The 18,346-nt window shown below is 69.1% G+C and carries 16 protein-coding genes; 12 read left to right on the top strand and 4 right to left on the bottom strand.

The genetic code is table 11. The features are described from left to right. Nucleotides 1-22 precede the first annotated feature (22 nt). Nucleotides 23-667: an MBL fold metallo-hydrolase gene (locus ASF27_RS07140; RefSeq protein WP_056263755.1), complete on the bottom strand. Its 645-nt coding sequence runs from the start codon at nt 665-667 to the stop codon at nt 23-25. 248 nt (nt 668-915) lie between these two features. Here ASF27_RS07140 and ASF27_RS07135 point away from each other — a divergent pair, with 248 nt between their 5' ends. The 4 genes from ASF27_RS07135 (at nt 916) to ASF27_RS07120 (ending at nt 7,814) form a co-directional block, all read left to right on the top strand. Beyond that, nucleotides 916-2,550 carry an AarF/ABC1/UbiB kinase family protein gene (locus ASF27_RS07135; protein WP_056169167.1) on the top strand — a complete coding sequence of 545 codons (1,635 nt, stop codon included), beginning with the start codon at nt 916-918 and terminating at the stop codon, nt 2,548-2,550. Between the two features lie 143 nt (nt 2,551-2,693). After that, on the top strand, nt 2,694-5,750 hold the full coding sequence (locus tag ASF27_RS07130) for a transglycosylase domain-containing protein (RefSeq protein WP_056358854.1): 3,057 nt from the start codon (nt 2,694-2,696) through the stop codon (nt 5,748-5,750). A gap of 220 nt (nt 5,751-5,970) precedes the next feature. Next, complete coding sequence (locus tag ASF27_RS07125; RefSeq protein WP_244480943.1) at nt 5,971-6,945, top strand: hypothetical protein; 975 nt, start codon at nt 5,971-5,973, stop codon at nt 6,943-6,945. 95 nt (nt 6,946-7,040) lie between these two features. Next, complete coding sequence (locus ASF27_RS07120; protein WP_244476601.1) at nt 7,041-7,814, top strand: SH3 domain-containing protein; 774 nt, start codon at nt 7,041-7,043, stop codon at nt 7,812-7,814. 53 nt (nt 7,815-7,867) lie between these two features. Here ASF27_RS07120 and ASF27_RS07115 read toward each other — a convergent pair whose 3' ends face one another. Next, nucleotides 7,868-8,086, bottom strand: coding sequence for a hypothetical protein (locus tag ASF27_RS07115; protein WP_056169178.1), 219 nt, complete (start codon nt 8,084-8,086; stop codon nt 7,868-7,870). A 254-nt stretch (nt 8,087-8,340) separates the two neighbouring features. On the opposite strand from ASF27_RS07115, the gene ASF27_RS07110 reads away from it, so the two are divergent. From ASF27_RS07110 to ASF27_RS07080, 7 genes are all read left to right on the top strand, one after another. Further along, nucleotides 8,341-8,589, top strand: a complete 249-nt coding sequence (locus ASF27_RS07110; RefSeq protein ID WP_082478859.1) for a hypothetical protein — start codon at nt 8,341-8,343, stop codon at nt 8,587-8,589. A gap of 245 nt (nt 8,590-8,834) precedes the next feature. Continuing rightward, nucleotides 8,835-9,641, top strand: coding sequence for a Crp/Fnr family transcriptional regulator (locus ASF27_RS07105; protein WP_056169184.1), 807 nt, complete (start codon nt 8,835-8,837; stop codon nt 9,639-9,641). A gap of 144 nt (nt 9,642-9,785) precedes the next feature. Then, on the top strand, nt 9,786-12,077 hold the full coding sequence (locus ASF27_RS07100; protein WP_244480942.1) for a PAS domain-containing protein: 2,292 nt from the start codon (nt 9,786-9,788) through the stop codon (nt 12,075-12,077). Nucleotides 12,078-12,176: 99 nt separating this feature from the next. After that, complete coding sequence (locus tag ASF27_RS07095) at nt 12,177-12,938, top strand: heme ABC transporter permease (protein WP_056169188.1); 762 nt, start codon at nt 12,177-12,179, stop codon at nt 12,936-12,938. 5 nt (nt 12,939-12,943) lie between these two features. Next, complete coding sequence (gene ccmD / locus ASF27_RS07090; RefSeq protein WP_056358910.1) at nt 12,944-13,132, top strand: heme exporter protein CcmD; 189 nt, start codon at nt 12,944-12,946, stop codon at nt 13,130-13,132. Then, nucleotides 13,129-13,719: a DsbE family thiol:disulfide interchange protein gene (locus ASF27_RS07085; protein WP_056358847.1), complete on the top strand. Its 591-nt coding sequence runs from the start codon at nt 13,129-13,131 to the stop codon at nt 13,717-13,719. The genes ccmD and ASF27_RS07085 overlap by 4 nt, the downstream gene beginning before the upstream one ends. Before the next feature lie 676 nt (nt 13,720-14,395). Then, nucleotides 14,396-14,923: a Crp/Fnr family transcriptional regulator gene (locus tag ASF27_RS07080; RefSeq protein WP_244472947.1), complete on the top strand. Its 528-nt coding sequence runs from the start codon at nt 14,396-14,398 to the stop codon at nt 14,921-14,923. A gap of 45 nt (nt 14,924-14,968) precedes the next feature. Here ASF27_RS07080 and ASF27_RS07075 read toward each other — a convergent pair whose 3' ends face one another. Both ASF27_RS07075 and ftsY read right to left on the bottom strand, forming a co-directional pair. Beyond that, a complete protein-coding gene (locus ASF27_RS07075; protein WP_056169212.1) occupies nt 14,969-15,580 on the bottom strand; it encodes a septation protein A in 612 nt (203 codons plus the stop codon). 76 nt (nt 15,581-15,656) lie between these two features. After that, a complete protein-coding gene (gene ftsY, locus ASF27_RS07070) occupies nt 15,657-17,081 on the bottom strand; it encodes a signal recognition particle-docking protein FtsY (protein WP_056358844.1) in 1,425 nt (474 codons plus the stop codon). Between the two features lie 24 nt (nt 17,082-17,105). Between ftsY and ASF27_RS07065 the strand changes: the two genes are divergently transcribed. Next, complete coding sequence (locus ASF27_RS07065) at nt 17,106-17,831, top strand: RluA family pseudouridine synthase (protein WP_244476603.1); 726 nt, start codon at nt 17,106-17,108, stop codon at nt 17,829-17,831. Nucleotides 17,832-18,346 lie beyond the last annotated feature (515 nt).

Below are 18,346 nucleotides of genomic sequence, written 5' to 3'. Positions count from 1 at the left end.
TCCACGGTGTCGTCGCGTCGGGTCAATCCTGCAGGAACGGGTTCGTGAGACGCTCCTCGCCGAGCGTGCTCGTCGGGCCGTGGCCGGGGATGAAGGCGATGTCGTCGCCGAGTGGCAGGACCTTCTCCTTGATGGCGCGGATGAGCTGGTCGTGGCTCCCGCCCGGCAGGTCCGTGCGGCCGACCGACCCCTTGAACACAACGTCGCCCACCAGCGCGAAGCGCGCGTCCCGGCTCACGAACACCACGCTGCCCGGCGAATGGCCCGGCGCGTGGAGGATGTCGAAGGCGAGGCCCCCCACCGTGACGGCGTCCCCCTCCACCAGCCAGCGGTCGGGCGTCACGGCCCGCGCCCCGTCGATCCCGTAATTGGCGCCCGTCTCCGGTAGGCTGTCGAGCAGGTAGCGGTCGGCTTCGTGCGGACCTTCGATCGGCACCCCGAGGCGCTCGCGCAGTTCGTCCGCGCCGCCGGCGTGGTCGATGTGGCCATGGGTGAGCAGGATCTTCTCGATGGTGATGCCCTGGGCCTGGATCGCCGCCTCGATCCGGTCGAGGTCGCCGCCCGGATCGACCACGGCGCCGATCTTGGTCTCGTCGGACCAGATCAGGGTGCAGTTCTGCTGGAAGGGCGTCACCGGGATGATTCCGGCGCGGGGCGTGCCTGGCATCGCGTCTCTCGCACATGCGCCTCGAGGGCGCGGAAACTGCACATGCGCCCCGAGAGGCGCGGAAAACTTCCACCTGCGCCGGAAGGGCGCGGGAAGCCGCCTGTCTAGCGCGAGATGACGGGTTGGGCGAATCTGCCGCGTGATCACCGCCGTCAAACTTCGGCCTCGCCAAGGGCCTAGCCGAACCGTACCACGCCCAGGCTCGTTGTCAGGGCGCCGCCTCCTCCCCAGTCGAGTCCCAAGCGCACATGCTGAAAACAGCCTTCGTCGCCGCGCGCGACCGGCAACGCCTCGGCGAGATTGCCTCCGTGCTCATCGGCTACGGGGTCACCAAGGTGGTCGAGCGCCTCGGCATCGCCCACGTGGCGCGTTTCGCCAAGCGCCGCACGCCCCGTGTCGATATCGCCCGCCTGTCGCAGCCGCAGCGCGTGCGCCGGGCCATCGAGGCCCTCGGGCCCACCTTCGTCAAGCTCGGGCAGATCCTTGCGAGCCGCCCCGATCTTCTGACGCCGGAATGGACCGAGGAGCTCGAGAAGCTCCACAGCCAGGTCGCGCCGATCCCGTGGGAGCGAATCCAGCCGCAGCTGGAGGAGGACCTCGGGGCGCCGGCCGACGAGGTCTTCGCCGAGTTCGACAAGGTGCCGCTTGCCGCCGCCTCCATCGCTCAGGTCTACCGGGCACGGCTCCACACCGGCGAGGAGGTGGTGGTCAAGGTTCTGCGCCCGGGCTTGCGCAAGATCATCGAGGCCGACCTGCGGCTCCTGGCCCATGCCACCCGCGTCGTCGTCACCGAGTGGCCGGAATTCGGGCGCTACCAGCCGCAGGAGCAGATGCGGCACCTGGCCAGCGGCCTCTACGGTGAGCTCGATCTCATCAACGAGGCACGCAACTGCGAGACCATCGCGGCGATCTTTGCCGACCGCGAGGACATCGTGGTGCCGAAGATCCACTGGGAATGGACCTCCGAGCGCGTCCTCGTCCAGGAGTTCATCCACGGCATTCCGCCCAACGACCACGCCCGCCTCGACGCCGCCGGCATCGACAAGGTGGTGCTTGCCCAGAAGGGCACCGACGCCTTCCTGCAGATGGCTCTGATCGAGGGCGTGTTCCACGCCGATCCGCATCCGGGCAACATGCTGATCATGACCGGCGACCGGATCGGCTTCATTGATTTCGGCATCATCGGCCGCCTGTCGGAGCGCCGCCGCACCCAGCTCCTCATGCTCATCGGCTCGATGCTGAAGGAGGATGCCGACGGGCTCATGGCCGTGCTCCTCGACTGGACCGGATCGAGCAACCCGGATCTGACCAAGCTCGAAGCCTCGTCGCAGGCCTTCATCGCCCGCCACACCGGGGCATCCCTCGATTTCGGCGCCCTGCTCACCGACTTCATGACCATGGCTCGCGAGAACGATCTCGCCATGCCCACCGACCTCGCCATCCTGTTCAAGGGGCTGGTGACCGCCGACGGGGTGATGCGCCAGCTCGACCCGAATTTTGACCTGTTCTCGGCCGCCGGCCCCACGGTGAAGCGCAAACTCGCCTCGCAGTTCTCCATCAAGGGCCTGACCCGCAAGGTGGAGGCGGTGGGCGCCGGCCTGTTCGGCGCGGCCTCCGAACTGCCGACCCTGATTCACCTCATGCTGGTGCGCCTGAAGCAGGGCCGCGTCACCGTCGAGATCGAGCTGAAGGGCATCGAGAAGCTCACCCGCGGCATCGAGCGCGCCGCCGCCCGCATAGCCGTCGCCCTCATCGTCGCGGCCTTCGCGACGCAGCTGGCGCCCCGGTTCATGGATCTCGGCACCCCGGCCTTCGTCACCGTGGGGGCGATGGTGTGCGTGATCGGGATCGGTTGGCTGGTGCTGCTCGGGCGCAACAAGTAGGCGAAAACCGCTGAACCGAACTGGATTTCCCGGAGGCCGGGTCGGCCCAAGCGCCACCTTAAATCAGCCGCGTTGTGCGGCGCAGTCTTGGCCGCAGTCGCGCGCCGACCCGCCGCGCCCCGAAGATCCCCTGCTCGGCTTTCATGAACATCATTCTGATCAAGCTGTTTGCGACGGCCCTGACGCTGAGTCAGGTCACGACGCGGCCGGATGCGGTGAAGACCCAGTTCGATCCGGTGGCCGACAAGGGGCAGGTCGTGCAGATCCTGCGCGACGGCTGCGCCCACATGCGCAAGGCCTTCGACATCGAGGACATCAACCTCGACGAGCTCATCTCCACGGCGATGGAAGATCCGACCGCCATCGCGGGCGCGAGCGCGCCGAAGCTCCTGCACGGCCTCGACATCGGTGAGCTCAACGTCAGCTACCGCCAGTTCTGCAAGGGCGAGAACCCCAAGGATTCCCCCTTCGATGCGGGCGAGGTCATCGCCTTCTACAACAAGGCCGTCCTCGACCTGCCCTCGGCCGAGGCCCTGAAGGAGCGCAAGCTGCCGGGCGCCAGCCTCATCCTCGACGGGGCGGGTAAGCGCTACGCCGAGGCCTTCGAGGCCAACGGACGGCGCCTCAGCGTGCCCATCGCGGAGGTGCCGGCGATGGTGCAAAAGGCCTTCGTGGCGGCGGAGGACAAGCGCTTCGAGACCCACCACGGCATCGACGAGCGCGGGGTGATCCGCGCCTTCATCGGCAACCTCGCCTCCCCGGGCCGGCCGGCCGGCGGCTCGACCATCACCCAGCAGGTGGTGAAGAACCTGTCGGTGGGCGACGACGTCACCTACGAGCGCAAGATCCGCGAGATGATCGTGGCATCCCGGCTCGAGCGCATCTTGCCGAAAGCCGGCATCCTCGAACTCTACCTCAACGGCATCTATCTCGGGCGCGGCGCCTACGGCATCGAGATGGCCGCGCGCAGCTATTTCGGCAAATCGGTCGGCCAGCTCACGGTGCCGGAGGCCGCCCTTCTGGCCGGCATGCCCAAGGGGCCGAACTTCTACAATCCCGACAAGTACCCCGATCGCGCCCGGGAGCGCCGCGCCTACGTGCTGGCCCGGATGAAAGAGGAGGGCGTCATCACCGAGGCCCAGCTCGTCCAGGCCGCCAATGCGCCCCTCGGCCTCGCCTCCATGGAGGCGGCACGGCGCGATTCCGGTTTCTACTTCGTCGATCACCTCACCCGGGAGACCCGGACCTTCGCGGGGATCGACTCCCTGACTTCGGCTTCGCACACCGTGCGCTCCACCCTCAACGCCGGCCTCCAGACCGCCACCGAGACCGCCCTCCAGGACGGACTCGCCAGCTACGAGCGCGCCACCGGGCGCCAGCGCTACGAGGGGCCGGAACTCAACCTCGCCGAGGCGGTGCGCAAGCTCGACGGGGCCGCCCCCGCCCCCGAGGGCTCGACGCTCTCCGTGCCGCTCCTCGTCGGCGGCGAGACCAAACCCTCCGAGGCCTCCAAATCCGTGCCCACGGGCACGAAGGCCGAGCGCAAGGCGGCACGGGCCGCGGCTGTGGCCGCCGCCAAGGTGACGTCCCCGAAGCCGGCTGGTCCCAAGCCCACCTGGCAGCGCGCCCTGGAGAACGCGCGGCCCGTCCTCTACGATGTGCATTGGCCGCTGGCCGTGGTGCTCGATCCCGGCCGCGGCGGTCCGGCGAAGGCGGGTCTGGCCGACGGGCGCACGATCAGCCTGGAGCCCGGTCCGGCGCGCGGTCGGCTCGCCCCCTACGACGTAGTGCGGGTGAAGCTGCGCGATCCCTCAGCCAAGACCCCGCGCGCCGACCTGCGGGTGCGCCCGAGCGTCCAGGGCGCCGCCCTGGTGCTGGAGAACCGCACGGGGCGCATCCTCGCCATGGCGGGCGGCTTCTCCTACCCCGTGAGCCAGCTTAACCGGGTGACCCAGACCGTGCGCCAGCCGGGCTCGACCCTGAAGCCAGTGACCTATCTCGCCGCCCTCAATGCCGGCCTGCAGCCCAACACCCTGGTGATGGATGCCGCCGTGACGCTCCCGCCCATCGGCGGGGTGGGCGATTCCTGGTCGCCGAAGAACTACGACGGGGGTGGAGCCGGGGCCACGACCCTGCGGCGCGGCCTCGAATTCTCGAAGAACCTCGTCACCGCGCGCCTGCTGCAGGGCGGCATCGCCGACAAGGCGCCGGCGAGCCTGCAGAAGGTCTGCGACCTCGCCCTCGAAGCCCAGCTCTACGCCGAGTGCGAGCGCTACTACCCCTTCGTGCTCGGCTCCCAGCCCGTGCGGATGGTGGATCTCGCGGCCTTCTACGCGGCCATCGCCAACGAGGGCGCGCGCCCGGCCCCCTACGCCCTCGAATCCGTGGAGCGGGACGGCAGGGTTCTCTACACCCGCAGCCCCCGCGAGCCCGTGCGCATCGCCTCGGCCGACCGGGTGGCGTTCTACCAGCTGAAGACCATGCTCCAGGGCGTGACCCAGCACGGCACGGCCGCGGCGCTGAGCCGGTTCTCGTCCGCCATCGCCGGCAAGACCGGCACCTCGGAGAACGAGAACGACGCGTGGTTCGCCGGCTTCACCAACGAGATCACCATCGTGGTCTGGGTCGGCTACGACAACGCCGACGGCACGCGAAAAACCCTCGGGCGTGGCCAGACCGGTGGGCATCTCGCCGTGCCCATCGCCGGGTCGATCCTTCAGGCGGCCTGGGCCAACGGCGTGCCGCGCACCAACCTCGCGCCGCCCTCGGCCGAGGCCCGGCCGTATCTGGCCGACCTGCCCATCGACGCCCGCAGCGGCGAACAGGTGTCGGGCGGCGGCTTCCTCGAGCATTTCCGCCTCGCCAACGGGCGCATGGCCGACACCCAGTACAAGCTCCTGCCGCGCGAGACCCGGACCGCCATGCGGCCCGACGCGGAGGATGGCGACCTCGGCGGAGCGGAGGACGGGGCGGATGTGGCCGGCGACCTCTTCGGCTCCCTGCCGGGCCGGCGCGCGGAACCCGATGTCCTCGACCCGTTCGGCGAATCCCGGAGCCGGACACCGAGCCGCCGGGCGCAGCGTGACCCCGACCCGGTCTGGCCCGGTACCCAGCGCTCGCCCTTCGGCGACGAGGAGGTCTATGCCCGTCCGCGCCGCCGCGATCCCGACTACCTGTTCGGGGACGACCCGCGCTACTGACCCGTCATTCCGACCCGCTTCGCCCGACCGGCGACGAGCGGGTCTCCCTCCCCCGTGGAGAGGGACCAGGGGGCGTCGGCCTGCGCCGAGCGCGGGCCGGCAACCCCCACCTCCCCTATCCCGAACGACCAAAGGCTTCGACGTGCCGATGCACCCTTCCGCGTTTCTCCGTCTCGCCGCCCTGTTGGCCCTGTCCCTCCCCGCGCACGCGCAGGAGGGCATGAAACAACAGCCCGCAGCCTCCGACCGGGTGAAGGATGTGCCGTCCATCGAGGCGGTGGGTCTTTCCGGCCTCAAGCCCGGCACCATCCTGTTCACGGACCATCGCGACGACCCGGCCAAGCCCGAGAACGGCCTCGTGCCCTACCTCGACTGGGGCCGGGTCCGGCCGGCCGAGCGGGCGGCGCTGGCGCCCTACGCGGGCTACGCCGAGCCCGATTATCTGCAGACCCTCAACGGTGTGTCGAAACGCCGGCACGAGACCCTCAAGGTCTACGTGGCGCAGGGGCGCTTCGTGGTGCCGAGGCCCGCCGACTCCATCGATCTCGCCTCCTACGCCACCCTCGGCTTCGTGGCGAAGATGGACCCGGTCATCAAGCACAAGATCCTGAACCCCGCCGACGTGACGCCGACCAAGGACCCGGCCGCCGCCTTCGCCAAGCGCCCCGACCGGCCGTGGTGCGATCTCGGCACCGTCTGCATCGAATCGCGCTACGACCTCGAGGGCAAGCTGCCGCTGGGCGTGAAGCTCGCCAACAAGCTCGAGGACGGGGCGTCGAAGAAGGTCGCCGAGTTCGTCTCGTTTCAGAGCGAGCTGCGCACCCTTCCCCCCGCCGAGACCGCGCCGCTCGCCGGGCTCACCAAGATCGACGCGCCGGTGACGGGGGGGCTCGAACAGACGATCTTCTGGGTCAACCAGATCCTGCGCTTCGGCAAGTTCCTCGCCTTGTTCCAGCCGATGCCGGGCGATCCCGGAAAGACCGTGGTCACCACCTATATGGCGTTGGCCATCAAGGCCGATGTCCTCGACCGCAAGCAGGAATACGCCCGCGTGCCCGTGCTCAAGAACCTGCTGCCGGCCCAGGTGCTCATGGGCAACTCGTCGTTCAACACCGGCACCTCCATCAGCGCCGGCCTGCCCACCTACGCCCGCAACCGCATGACCGCCTTCGCGGACGCCCTCGCCAAGAACTGAAGTAAACCTGAGGTTGATTTATTGCCGGGATTTCGCGACATTTCTCGTGGAATCAGGAGGCTTGGATCATGGCGACGGTTCGTGAGGACACTCGAATGCAGATTCGGTGTCGGGCCATTTCGGCGGAGCTGAAGCAGCTCCTCAGCCGGGCGGCCGATGTGGCGGGCGTCGCCCTGGTGCGGGTCACCTCCGGGGGGCAGGCGCCCAAAGGGTCCGGTGGCAAGCGCACCGGCTCGACGCGTCATGATCACGGCCGAGCCGCCGACCTACAACTCCTCGTCGACGGCAGTCGCGCCCTCGATTTCACCGATCCCGATGATCTGCCCATCGTCGAGGCTTTCGTCACCGCCGCCGCGGCCCTCGGCGCCAACGGGATCGGGGCGGGCGTCGACTACATGGGCAAGACGACGCTTCACATTGGATTCGGCACATCCCCGCGGGATCGGTCCGAGTTGGTTTGGGGCGCAGGCGGGCACGTCGCGAATGCACCGATATGGCTTCAGAATGCCGCGCAAAAGGGTTGGGCCAATCCGGTGGCGTCGGGCCGCAGGCTGGCGGACGCCCTGCCGCTGGCCGGGACCGTGGGCCGCTTCATGGTGGCGGCCCGGGACGGTCTACGCCTGCGGGCGGGGCCGGGGCTGACCTTCGATCGGCTGCGGACGATCGGCCCTGGGAGCGAACTGACGGTTCAATCGTTCGACGGCCCGAATGGGGACTGGGCACGCGTGGACCTGAACCACGATGGCCTGATCGACGGACACCTGCATGCCGCCTTCCTGGTGCCGGTCGCCCCGCCGGGCGACGGACGTTTCGACGACGGGCTCGATTCGGACGAGGGCGTCGAGGAGCCCGAGGCGACCTACGCCTGAGGGTTCCCTGACCTCATGGAACCCGACCGGAGCGGGATCCATGAGGTTCGAGGTCAGTTGCCGCGGCTGGAGATCGAGGGCAGCGAGGGCTGGGTGTAGAGGCGGTTCACGTCGCGGCGGGTCTGGGTTCCGTTGGTGTCGGACGAGCGACGGTAGTTGCTGGTGTCGAAGGTCTCGGCGATCCCACTGCGGGAATTCGGGCCCTCGGCGCTGTTGCAGGCGCACAGGCCAGCCATTGCGAGGGTGGAGAGGGCGAGAGGAAGAAGGCGCATCGGGGCTGTCCTGGGGGTCTGTCCTGCAAGATGGATCGGCGGAGGTGGGCCCGCCGGGCGTCCCGCGTCAAGCGCCGCCGGGGCAAACCGGGAAAGGATAACGAACCGTCGCCGCCACGTCGCAGAGTGATGGGGCATCGCCACGGAAGCGCTCACCACGCCGCGCTTTGAGACCCGGACAACCCCTCCGATCGCACGAAATCACCCCCCGGCCTCCTGGCGCCCGGCCCCGAACCACGCGAAACATCGTGGTCATGAGTAACGTCATTTCCTTCCGTCGCCGCCCCTCCCCGCCCGCTCCGGCGGTGCACGACGTGGTGGCCGTCGCCGACGACCTCTTCGCGGTCCTCGAGCATCTCCAGGCCGTGGGCGCCCGCGCGGCGGCCATGAACCGCCCCCGGCGCGAAGTCGACAGCACCGTGCGGAACCTCCTCGATGCCGTGACGGCAGTGGAGCGCGCCCTCGACTGCGTCGGCGAAGGCGACGAAGCCGGCCAAGCCTGACCGAATTCACCCCAAGCCTGATCGAATTTGTCTGATTCTGCCGAACTCCGATGGGGGAGCTTGCGGCACGCGTCCGGCATCACCGATTCGTTCATGCGGACGAGTTTCAGCTGCCAAGTGATGAGAAGTTCCGCCGCATCCCATCAAAACGACAAAATCGTTCGGCTTCTGTATACTATTAGACAGACGTGCCAGAGCTTCGTGCGCTAGTGGCGGGAAGACAGACCGTGAACGCAGCGCACGCCATGCCTTCGGCCGCCGATCCACTCTTCCAGGGCAATCTGCTTCTGAAGGCCCTGAGGACCGAGGATCGCGCCTTGCTGGCGCCGCATCTCGAGTGGTCGGTGCATCAGCGCGGGGAAACCTTGTTCGCAGCCGGCGCCGAGGTGACCACCATCGCCTTTCCGTGTGGCCAGACGGTGGCGACCCTGATCATCGCCATGCGGGATGGGCGCAGCGCCGAGACCGCCACCATCGGCCGCGAGGGCGCCGTCGGCGGTGTAGTCAGCCAGGGCTATCTTCCCGCCTCCACGCACGCCGTGATCCAGATCGGCGGCCCGGTCCTGCGCATGGACGCGGTGCGCTTCCAGGAAGCCAAGCGCCGTTCGGAAAGCCTGCGCAACCTCTTCGCCCGTTACGGGGATTGCCTCCTTGCCCAGGTGCTGCAATCGGTTGCCTGCAACGCCCTGCATCCCATCGAGGCACGCTGCCTGCGTTGGTTGATGACGCTGCAGGACCGGATCGCCAGCGACACTTTGCCGGTCACCCAGGAGCTGCTCGCGGCGATGCTCGGCGTTCAGCGCACCTACCTGACCCGGATCTTGCGTACCCTGCAGCAGCAAGGATTGATCGAGGTCGGCCGTGGCCGCATCACGGTCCGGGACCGCGCCAAGGTCGAGGCTGCGGCCTGCGAGTGCCATGGTGTGGTCCGGCATCATTACGAGACGGTGCTCGGCGCGGGCTACGATCGTCTCGGCCGACTCGTCCGCGTCGAGCCTCCCGACGAAACGGTTCCCACCGAGCGGCCCTACGCCCAGCGGGAGACGGCCTGAGATCCCGCGGTTTCCCGCCCAGGATAGAATCCCCGCCACAACACCCGATCCGAGCCGGACGCCGCCACCCCGCCGATGACGAACCACGCCGCCCCTCCCGTGCCGCGCGCGACCGGACCTCGGACCGGCTCCGCCGAAACGCCCGTGGCCGAAACGTCTGTCTCGAGGGCGCCGGTCCCGGACGGCGCGGCGCCCGACGTGGCGGACCCGGCCGAGAGCGCCGTGCTCCTGCGGCTGGCCGTCGAAGCTACGGGCATCGGCATCTTCGACTACGACCTCGCCACCACGATCCTGCGCTGGGACGCCCGCACCCGCAGCCTGTTCGGCGTGGCCCCGGACGTGCCCGTCACCTATGCGGAGACCTTCCTGCAAGGCCTGCACCCGGAAGATCGCGAGCGGGTCGATGCCGCCCTGCAGGCCGCCCTCGATCCGGCCGGGACCGGTCAGTTCGACAGTGAATACCGTGTCGTCCCGGCGGATGGCGGCGTCCCGCGCTGGATCGCGGCACGGGGCCAGCTCATCGTCAGCGAGGGCCGCCCGGTTCGGATGGTCGGCACCGTGCGCGACGTCACCGCGGCCAAACTAGCCGAGATCGCCCTTCGGGCAACTGAGGAGCGCTACCGCCTCGTCGCACGCGCCACCAACGATGCCATCTGGGATTGGGACCTCACCACCGACACCGTCCTGTGGAACGAGGCCCTGGCCACCGCCTACGGCTGGACGCCCGACCGCGTCGTGCCGGACGGGGCGTGGTGGATCGCGCATGTCCATCCGGAGGACCGGGCCGCCGTTGAGGCCGATATCGGTGCAGTGATCGCCGGCGGAGCCGACGAGTGGGGCCACGAGTACCGCTTCCTGCGCGCCGACGGCACCTACGCCGAAGTGTTCGACCGCGGCTACATGGTCCGAGCCGCCGACGGCACGCCCCAGCGGATGATCGGCGCCATGCTCGACGTGACCGAGCGCAACCGCACCGGCGCCCAATTCCGCGCGGTGTTCCAGGGCGCCAATATCGGCATCGTCCAGTTCGATCCCCGCAGCGTCCGGGCGCTCGCCGTGAACGCCAAGCTCTGCGAGATCTGGGGCGCGCCGGAATCCGAGATCCTCGGCCATTCCCTGGCGCGCTGGACGCCGCCGGAGGACGATGCCGAGCGGGCCGAACTGCACCGCCGTCTCGCCAAGGGCGAGACCATGCAGGAGCGCCTCGAGAAGCGCTACCGCCGCCTCGACGGCCGCATCATCTGGGCTCGCGTCAACCTCGTGTCGCAGACGTTGGGCGACAGCGTCCACGCCACGGCGATGATCGAGGACATCACCGAGGAGAAGCGCGCCGATGCCCGGCGCGAGGCTCTCATCGCGCTGGGCGACCGCCTGCGTGACCTGCAGACCAACGCGGCCGTGGTGGAGGCCACGGCCGCGAGCCTTGGGCGGACCCTGGGCGTGGCCCGGGCCGGCTACGCCCTCGTCGATCCCGCCGGCGGCCTCTCCTCCGTTGCGCCGGACTGGATCGCCGCCGGTCTCGGAGCCGAGGCCGGGGCGCAGACCCTGGCGACCGTGGCGGCGAGCGTCGCCCGCCTGCGGCGCGGCGAAGCCCTGGCAGTGGCCGACATCGCCGCGACCCCCGAACGCGTCGACGATGCTGCCGGCTATGCCCGCATCGGCATGCGGGCCGTGGTCAAGGTGCCGATTCTCCAGCGCGGGCGCCTCGTCGGCATCCTCTACGTCCTCGACGCGGTTCCCCACGACTGGACGCCGGAGGAGATCGCCTTCGCCCGGGAGGTCGCCGAGCGCGCCTGGGGTGGCCTGACCCGGATCGAGGCCGACGAGCAGCAGCGCATCCTCAACCGCGAACTCAGCCACCGTCTCAAGAACACCCTCGCGGTGGTCCAGGCCATCGCGTCGCAGACCCTGCGCAACGTCACCGACGTCGAGGCGGCCAAGGAGGCCCTGGCGGCGCGGTTGATCGCCCTCGGCAAGGCCCACGACATCCTGCTCTCCGGAGAGAGCGAGGGAGCGGATTTCGAAGCGGTCCTCGCGAGTGCGCTGGCCATCCACGACGATCGTCAGCCCGACCGTTTCCGCATCTCCGGCCCGGCCATCGAGCTCGGTGCCAAGGCGGCCTTGTCGCTCGCCCTGACGCTGCATGAGCTGGCCACCAACGCGGTGAAGTACGGCGCCCTGTCGGTCCCTGCCGGCCGGGTGACCGTGGCGTGGGACGTCGCCCTCGAGGCGGGGGAGCCCACGGTGCGGATGACCTGGCGCGAGTCCGGCGGCCCGCGGGTGGTGGTACCATCGCGAAAAGGGTTCGGTTCGCGGCTGATCGAGCGTGGTCTCGTGGGGGCCGTCGGCGGAACCGTCAGCCTCGACTACGAACCCGCCGGTCTGGTGTGCCGCCTCGCGGCGCCCTTGGCGGGCTTTCAGGCAGGAAGCGTCTAAGGGTCTCCTTCACACGCGCAGGCACCCTTGTGTGCGAAGCAGCCTTGCGCGCAACGCCCGCATTGCCGCTGCACCGCACCCTGGGCTAGATCGCGAACCATGTGGACACGCCTCGCCCATCCCGGCAACTTCCTGCGCTGGACAGCCCCGCTGATGCCCTGGCTCGCCGGGCTCTCGGGCATACTCCTGGCGTTCGGCCTCTATCTCACCTGGTTCACCGTTCCGCCCGACTACCAGCAGGGCGAGACCGTGCGGATCATGTACATCCACGTCCCGGCGGCCTGGCTCGGGGTGTTCTTCTACGGCGCCATGGCGGTCTCGGCCATCGGCACCCTGGTCTGGCGTCATCCCCTGGCGGATGTGGCCCAGCGCGCCGCTGCCCCCATCGGTGCGGCCTTCACCCTGATCTGCCTCGTCACCGGCTCGCTCTGGGGCAAGCCCATGTGGGGCACCTACTGGGTCTGGGACGCGCGTCTCACCTCCATGCTGGTGCTGTTCCTGATCTATTGCGGCATCATCGCCCTGTGGCGCACCATCGAGGATCCGAGCCGGGCCGCCCGCGCCATCGCGATCCTGACCCTCGTGGGCGCCGTGAACCTGCCGATCATCAAGTTCTCGGTGAACTGGTGGTCGACCCTGCACCAGCCGGCCTCGATCATGCGCATGGGGGGCTCGTCCATCGACCCCTCGATGCTCTACCCGCTCCTCGAGATGATCCTCGCCTTCACCCTGTTGGGAATCACCCTGCATCTCACCGCCATGCGCACGGAGATCCTGCGGCGCCGCGTGCGGACGCTGACGATCCGCGAGGCCGAACGGCTCGATACCAGCGTACCCCTCGGGGCGATCCGGGGCCTGTGACGATCATGAATCTCGGACCTCATGATCTCGGGCCCCACGCGGGCTTCATCCTCGGGGCCTACGCCTTCACGGCCCTCGTCATCGCCGGCCTGATCTGGCACGCGGTGCGTGACCGGCGTGCCCAGACCCGCGCCCTGGCGGCCCTGCAGGAGCCCACTGCGCCCGCGGCCCGGTCTTCGGGGGCAGGCGCATGAGCGGGTCCGAGCCGGCCCGGCGCTCCCTTCTGCTCATCGTGCCCCTCGTCACCTTCGTGGTGCTCGCGGGATTGTTCTACGTGCGCCTGCGCTCGGGCGCGGACCCCTCGGCCGTCCCCTCCGTGCTGATCGGCCGGCCCGCTCCAGCTTTCGATCTGGCCGCCCTCCCCGGCGCCACCGCCAACGGCGTGCCCCTGCCCGGCCTCTCCAGCGCCGCGCTCAAGGGCCGGGTGACCCTCGTCAACTTCTGGGCCTCGTGGTGCGCGCCGTGCCAGATCGAGCATCCGCAGCTCATGCGCCTCGCCCGCGAGCCCGGGCTCCACCTCGTGGGGATCGCCTACAAGGACGCCCCCGAGAACGCCCGTCGCTTCCTTGCCCGCAACGGCGTGCCGTTCGGGGCGGTCGGCATGGATTCCACCGGCCGCACCGCCATCGATTTCGGGGTCTACGGCGTGCCCGAGAGCTTCATTGTCGGGCCGGACGGGATCATCCGCGACAAGCTCGTCGGGATCGTCACGCCGGAGAACTACCGGAACGTCGTCGACAAGATGCGCGCTGCAGGCGCCGTGGCCGAGGCCGTGCCTTAGCGGTCGCGTCGAGGCCGCACTTCGGCGTCGGGAGCGTCCCACGCTTGGTGGTCCCCGAGATCACGATGGATCCCATCCTCGGCTCTGGCTTCGGCGTCATTCGAGAGTCCCGAGGCCCGCATCGCCAGCGGATGCGCGGGTTTCTGCGCGGTGCTTCGCGCGAACTGCTTCTACGATAGTCGGAAGGTCAGGGTCACTTCGGCCAAAGCAGATTCTCTTCGGCTGCGAATAAGCAGGGTTATCTATGGAAGGGTGTTTTTCTACTGTTTGATGAAAACGGTAGAATATAAAGCAGAAATAAACTCTTCTAGCGATTTTCAAAAAGTTTGATTCCGATATAAAGTTTCCTTATGTACGAGATCGTACTTTTTGATACGTAGATAAGCTGTTCACAGGTCTGGTTTTTGGGGGTATTATAAGCGGATCGTTCGTTGATAAGGACGGGCAGCAGGCATCAGGTGGCAATTGATCGTGCCTATGGATCGGCAGAGCCTTGACGTCGCGCATTGTTCAACTCGAAGTACGCAACCGGCTGTTGGGAGCGTTGACCCCCGATGAATTTGCGCGACTCCAGCCGGATCTGGAGCGCCGTTCGTTCGAGAGCGGCATCGTCCTGGAAACCCCCGACGTAGCCATTGCCCAGGTGTGTTTCCCCGAGCCCGGAATGATCTCCGTGATGGCACGCACCCCCGCCGGCGTGCAGGCGGAGGTCGGTGCCATCGGCCCCGAGGGAATGACGGGACTTCCCCTACTGCATGGTCTCGACAGCTGGCCGCACGAGACCATCGTCCAGATTCCATGCCGGGCGCTCTGCATCGAAGCGCGGGCGTTCCGGGCGGCTCTGACCGAATGCCGCCCCCTGCACGATCGCCTGTTGCGCTATGCGCAGGTCTTCGCGATTCAGCTCGCGCAGGGCAGCTTGTGCAACAGCCGCTTCACCCTTGAGCAGCGCCTCGCACGCTGGTTGCTCATGTGCCACGACCGCACGGATCGCGAGGATCTCCCGCTGACGCACGAACTCCTGTCGCTGATGCTCGGCGTACGCCGGGCCGGCGTGACCACGGCCCTGCGCAATCTCAGCGACGCGGGTGCCGTCAGGACCCGGCGTGGCGGCATCGGCATCTGCGACCGGTCGCAAATGCTCGCCATCGCGGGAGACGCCTACGGCGGCCCCGAGGCCGAGTACCAGCGCGTCCTGGGCTGAACAGGGCTTCGAGGCGGGCAAAGCCCCCTCGAACCCCATCGCGTCTCAGGCGGCGCCCGCATCCTTGCGCTCGTGGCGAAGGAGGAGCGGTGTCTGCGCCAGGGCGAACGCGACCGTGAGCGGCATGATGCCGAACACCTTGAAGCTCACCCAGAAATCCTCCGTCTGCGTGCGCCACACCACCTCGTTGATCACCGCAAGGACGAGGAAGAAGAGGCCCCAGCGGAAGGTGAGCTTGCGCCAGCCCTCCTCCGTCAGGGCGAACATGCTGTCGAGCACCACGGACAGCAGGGATTTGCCGAAGGCGAGGCCGCCGAGCAGCACGAGCCCGAACAGGGTGTTCACGATGGTGGGCTTCATCATGATGAAGGTCTTGTCCTGCAGGGCCAGGGTCAGGCCGCCGAACACCACCACCACCACGCCCGAGACCAGGGGCATGATGGGCAGGCGCCGCACCAGGGCGAAGTGGATGGCGAGCGCCACCACCGTCGCGGCGATGAACACCCCGGTGGCGACGAACAGCTTCTGCTCGGGGAGGACCCCGAACCGCTCGGCATAGGCGTTGCCGAGGAAGAAGATCACCAGCGGCCCGAGCTCGAGGGCGAGCTTCAGAAGCGGCGGCAGGTGGCGGTGCGGGGGAACGGCTTCGATCTGCATGGCATCCGTCATAGAGGGCCGCGCGCGGCGCGTCGCGACTTTTGGGGGTGAGGGCCCGGTCCTGGCGGACGCGCCGCTAGTCCTTGTCCAATCCCGCGATGGCGCGGGCGAAGTCGCGGGCCTCGAACGGCTCGAGGTCCTCGACCCCCTCGCCGACACCGATGAAGTGAACCGGCAGACTGAATTTCGCCGCGAGCGCCACCAGGATGCCGCCCCGCGCCGTGCCGTCGAGCTTCGTCATCACGAGGCCGGTGACCTGAGCGGCCTTCGAGAACAGCTCGACCTGGCTCAGGGCGTTCTGGCCGACGGTGGCATCGAGGACGAGGAGCACCGCGTGGGGGGCCTCCGGGTCGATCTTGCGGATCACCCGCAGGATCTTCTCGAGTTCGGCCATGAGCCCGGCCTTGTTCTGGAGCCGGCCGGCCGTGTCGATGAGGAGCACGTCGGTGCCCTGCTGCTTGGCCGCCTCGTAGGCGTCGTAGGCGAGGCCCGCCGCGTCCGCGCCCTGGGCCCGGGCGATGACCGGCGTGCCCGTGCGCTGGCCCCAGACCTTGAGCTGCTCGATGGCCGCCGCCCGGAACGTGTCGCCGGCCGCCAGCATCAGCGAATGGCCGTCCGCCCTCAGCTTCATGGCGAGCTTGCCGATGGTGGTGGTCTTGCCGGCTCCGTTGACGCCGATCATCAGGATGACGAACGGCTTCTTCGTGGTGTCGATGGTGAACGGGATCGCCACGGGGGTCAGCGCCCGCTCGACCTCGGCGGCCAGGATCTCCCGCACGGCATCGGGCGAAATGCCCTTCTCGTACCGGCCCTTGCCCACGGCCTCCGAGATCCGTGTCGCCATCTCGAGGCCGAAGTCGGCCTGGATCAGGGCGTCCTCCAACTCCTCCAGGGTGTCGGCGTCGAGCTTGCGCTTCGTGAACAGGCCCGTGACGCGCTCGGTCAGCGCCGAGGAGGTGCGCTTCATGCCCCCCGTCAGGCGGCTCCACCAGCCACGCTTCTCGCCCTCGGGCTCGGCCTCCGGCTCCGGCAGGAAGATCTGAGTCGCGACCTCCGGTTCGGGGTCCGGTGCCCCATGCGGCGCGAAGGCTTGGGACGTGGTGTCGGCCGCCTCGGCGCCGCGCGCCGGATCGTCGCCCGCGGTGCCGGCGGGCGGGCGCTCTTGCGTGCCCTCGACGGGCTGGAGGTCGGCGCCCTCGATCTCGTCCGGGACCGCGTTCTTGCCGGGCGTGCCCGCGGCGGGCTCGCTCGGAGGGGGCGGCACATGAGAGACGTCCGTCGCCGCGGTGGCGAAATCCGGCTGGCCCTCGGAGAACGAGGCCGGAGATTCGGGCGGGGGGGCGACGGGCTCGGCCACCGGAGGCGCGACCACCGGCCGGGGAACGGGAGGCGGAACCGGCTTCGGATCGGGGGGCTGCACGGGCACCGGCTCGGGGCGCGGCTCCTCCTTGGTGCCGAACATCTTGCGCAGCAGCCAGCCCGGCCTCTTGTCTTCGCTCATTCCCGCTTGCTCCCCGGACCCGGCATGGTAAGCGCCAAGGCCATGCCCCCAGCCGATGCCCTCGTAACAGACATAGGTGCGCGCCTCCTCTACCGCGATGCCCTCGTCCTCGTCATCGACAAGCCGGCGGGTCTGCCGGTCCATCCCGGCCCGAAAGGCGGCGAAACCCTCACCGACCACCTCGACGCCCTGCGCTTCGGCCTGCCCCGGCGCCCGGAGGCGGCCCATCGCCTCGACCGCGACACGTCGGGCTGCCTTGCTCTCGGCCGCCACGCCAAGGCGCTGGCCCGCCTCAACAAGCTGTTCGCCGCGAGCGGCAGCGTCGGCAAGACCTACTGGGCCCTGGTCGAGGGGGGGCCCGCGCAGGACACCGGCCGCATCGATCTCCCCCTGGCGCGGCGCTCCGACGATCCGCGCTCGTGGTGGATGAAGGCGGACCCGTCCGGCGATCCCTCGCTCACCCATTGGCAGGTGCTCGGGCGCGGGGACGGCCTCGCGTGGCTCGCCCTCACCCCCGTGACCGGCCGGACCCACCAGCTGCGGGTCCATTGCGCGGCGTCCGGCTTTCCCATCGTGGGGGACCCGATCTACGGCTCCGGCCCGCGCAGCGGCGGACCGGGCCTGCAGCTTCATGCGCGGGCGCTCACCCTGCCGCTCTATCCGAAGAAGCCGCCGATCGTCGTGGAGGCGCCGGCCCCCGCGCATATGCGGGCGGGGCTCGTGCGGTGCGGGGCCGACCGGCCCGAGTAGGGCCTTTTTCGTCTCTTCCCGGGCCAAGCCCTGCCCTCCAGGGCCAACTGCCCGGCGCGCACGAGACCCTGTTTTTGTAAGTTTAGCCGGTCTCCCGGCGTCCCCCGGCCCGGCCCCTTTCGGGACCGATCCGTTTCGTCACGGCGTCTTCTCGGCCTCGGCGACTCGGCTAGTAGCGGCCCACCTCCGCGCGACGCGACGCCCCTTTACGGRAACGCCGGTGCGGCAGCCGACTGATCAGGGTCAAGCCCCGAGCCCGCCTCGTAGTGGGCGGACCGTCCGTTGTCTCGGTGTGCTCCAGGGTCCCGGTTCCTCGCCTCAACACGGCTCCTCCCCGTCCAGAACACCTTGCGTCGCCGATGCGGCCCGGGGCGATGGCGAGACCGGGCCATCGACGCGGGGCGCCGTCTCCTCCCCCCGAGCCCCCCGACCCGGTTCGCCGGGGGGCCTCCCGCGTGGGAGGCGAGTGCCCGGACTGAACCACGAAATAGGAATATTGTCAAGAAATTTCGGTG

It is taken from the genome of Methylobacterium sp. Leaf102 (assembly GCF_001422425.1).
GTDB lineage: Bacteria > Pseudomonadota > Alphaproteobacteria > Rhizobiales > Beijerinckiaceae > Methylobacterium.
This window is presented reverse-complemented; position numbering and strand designations above follow the sequence as displayed.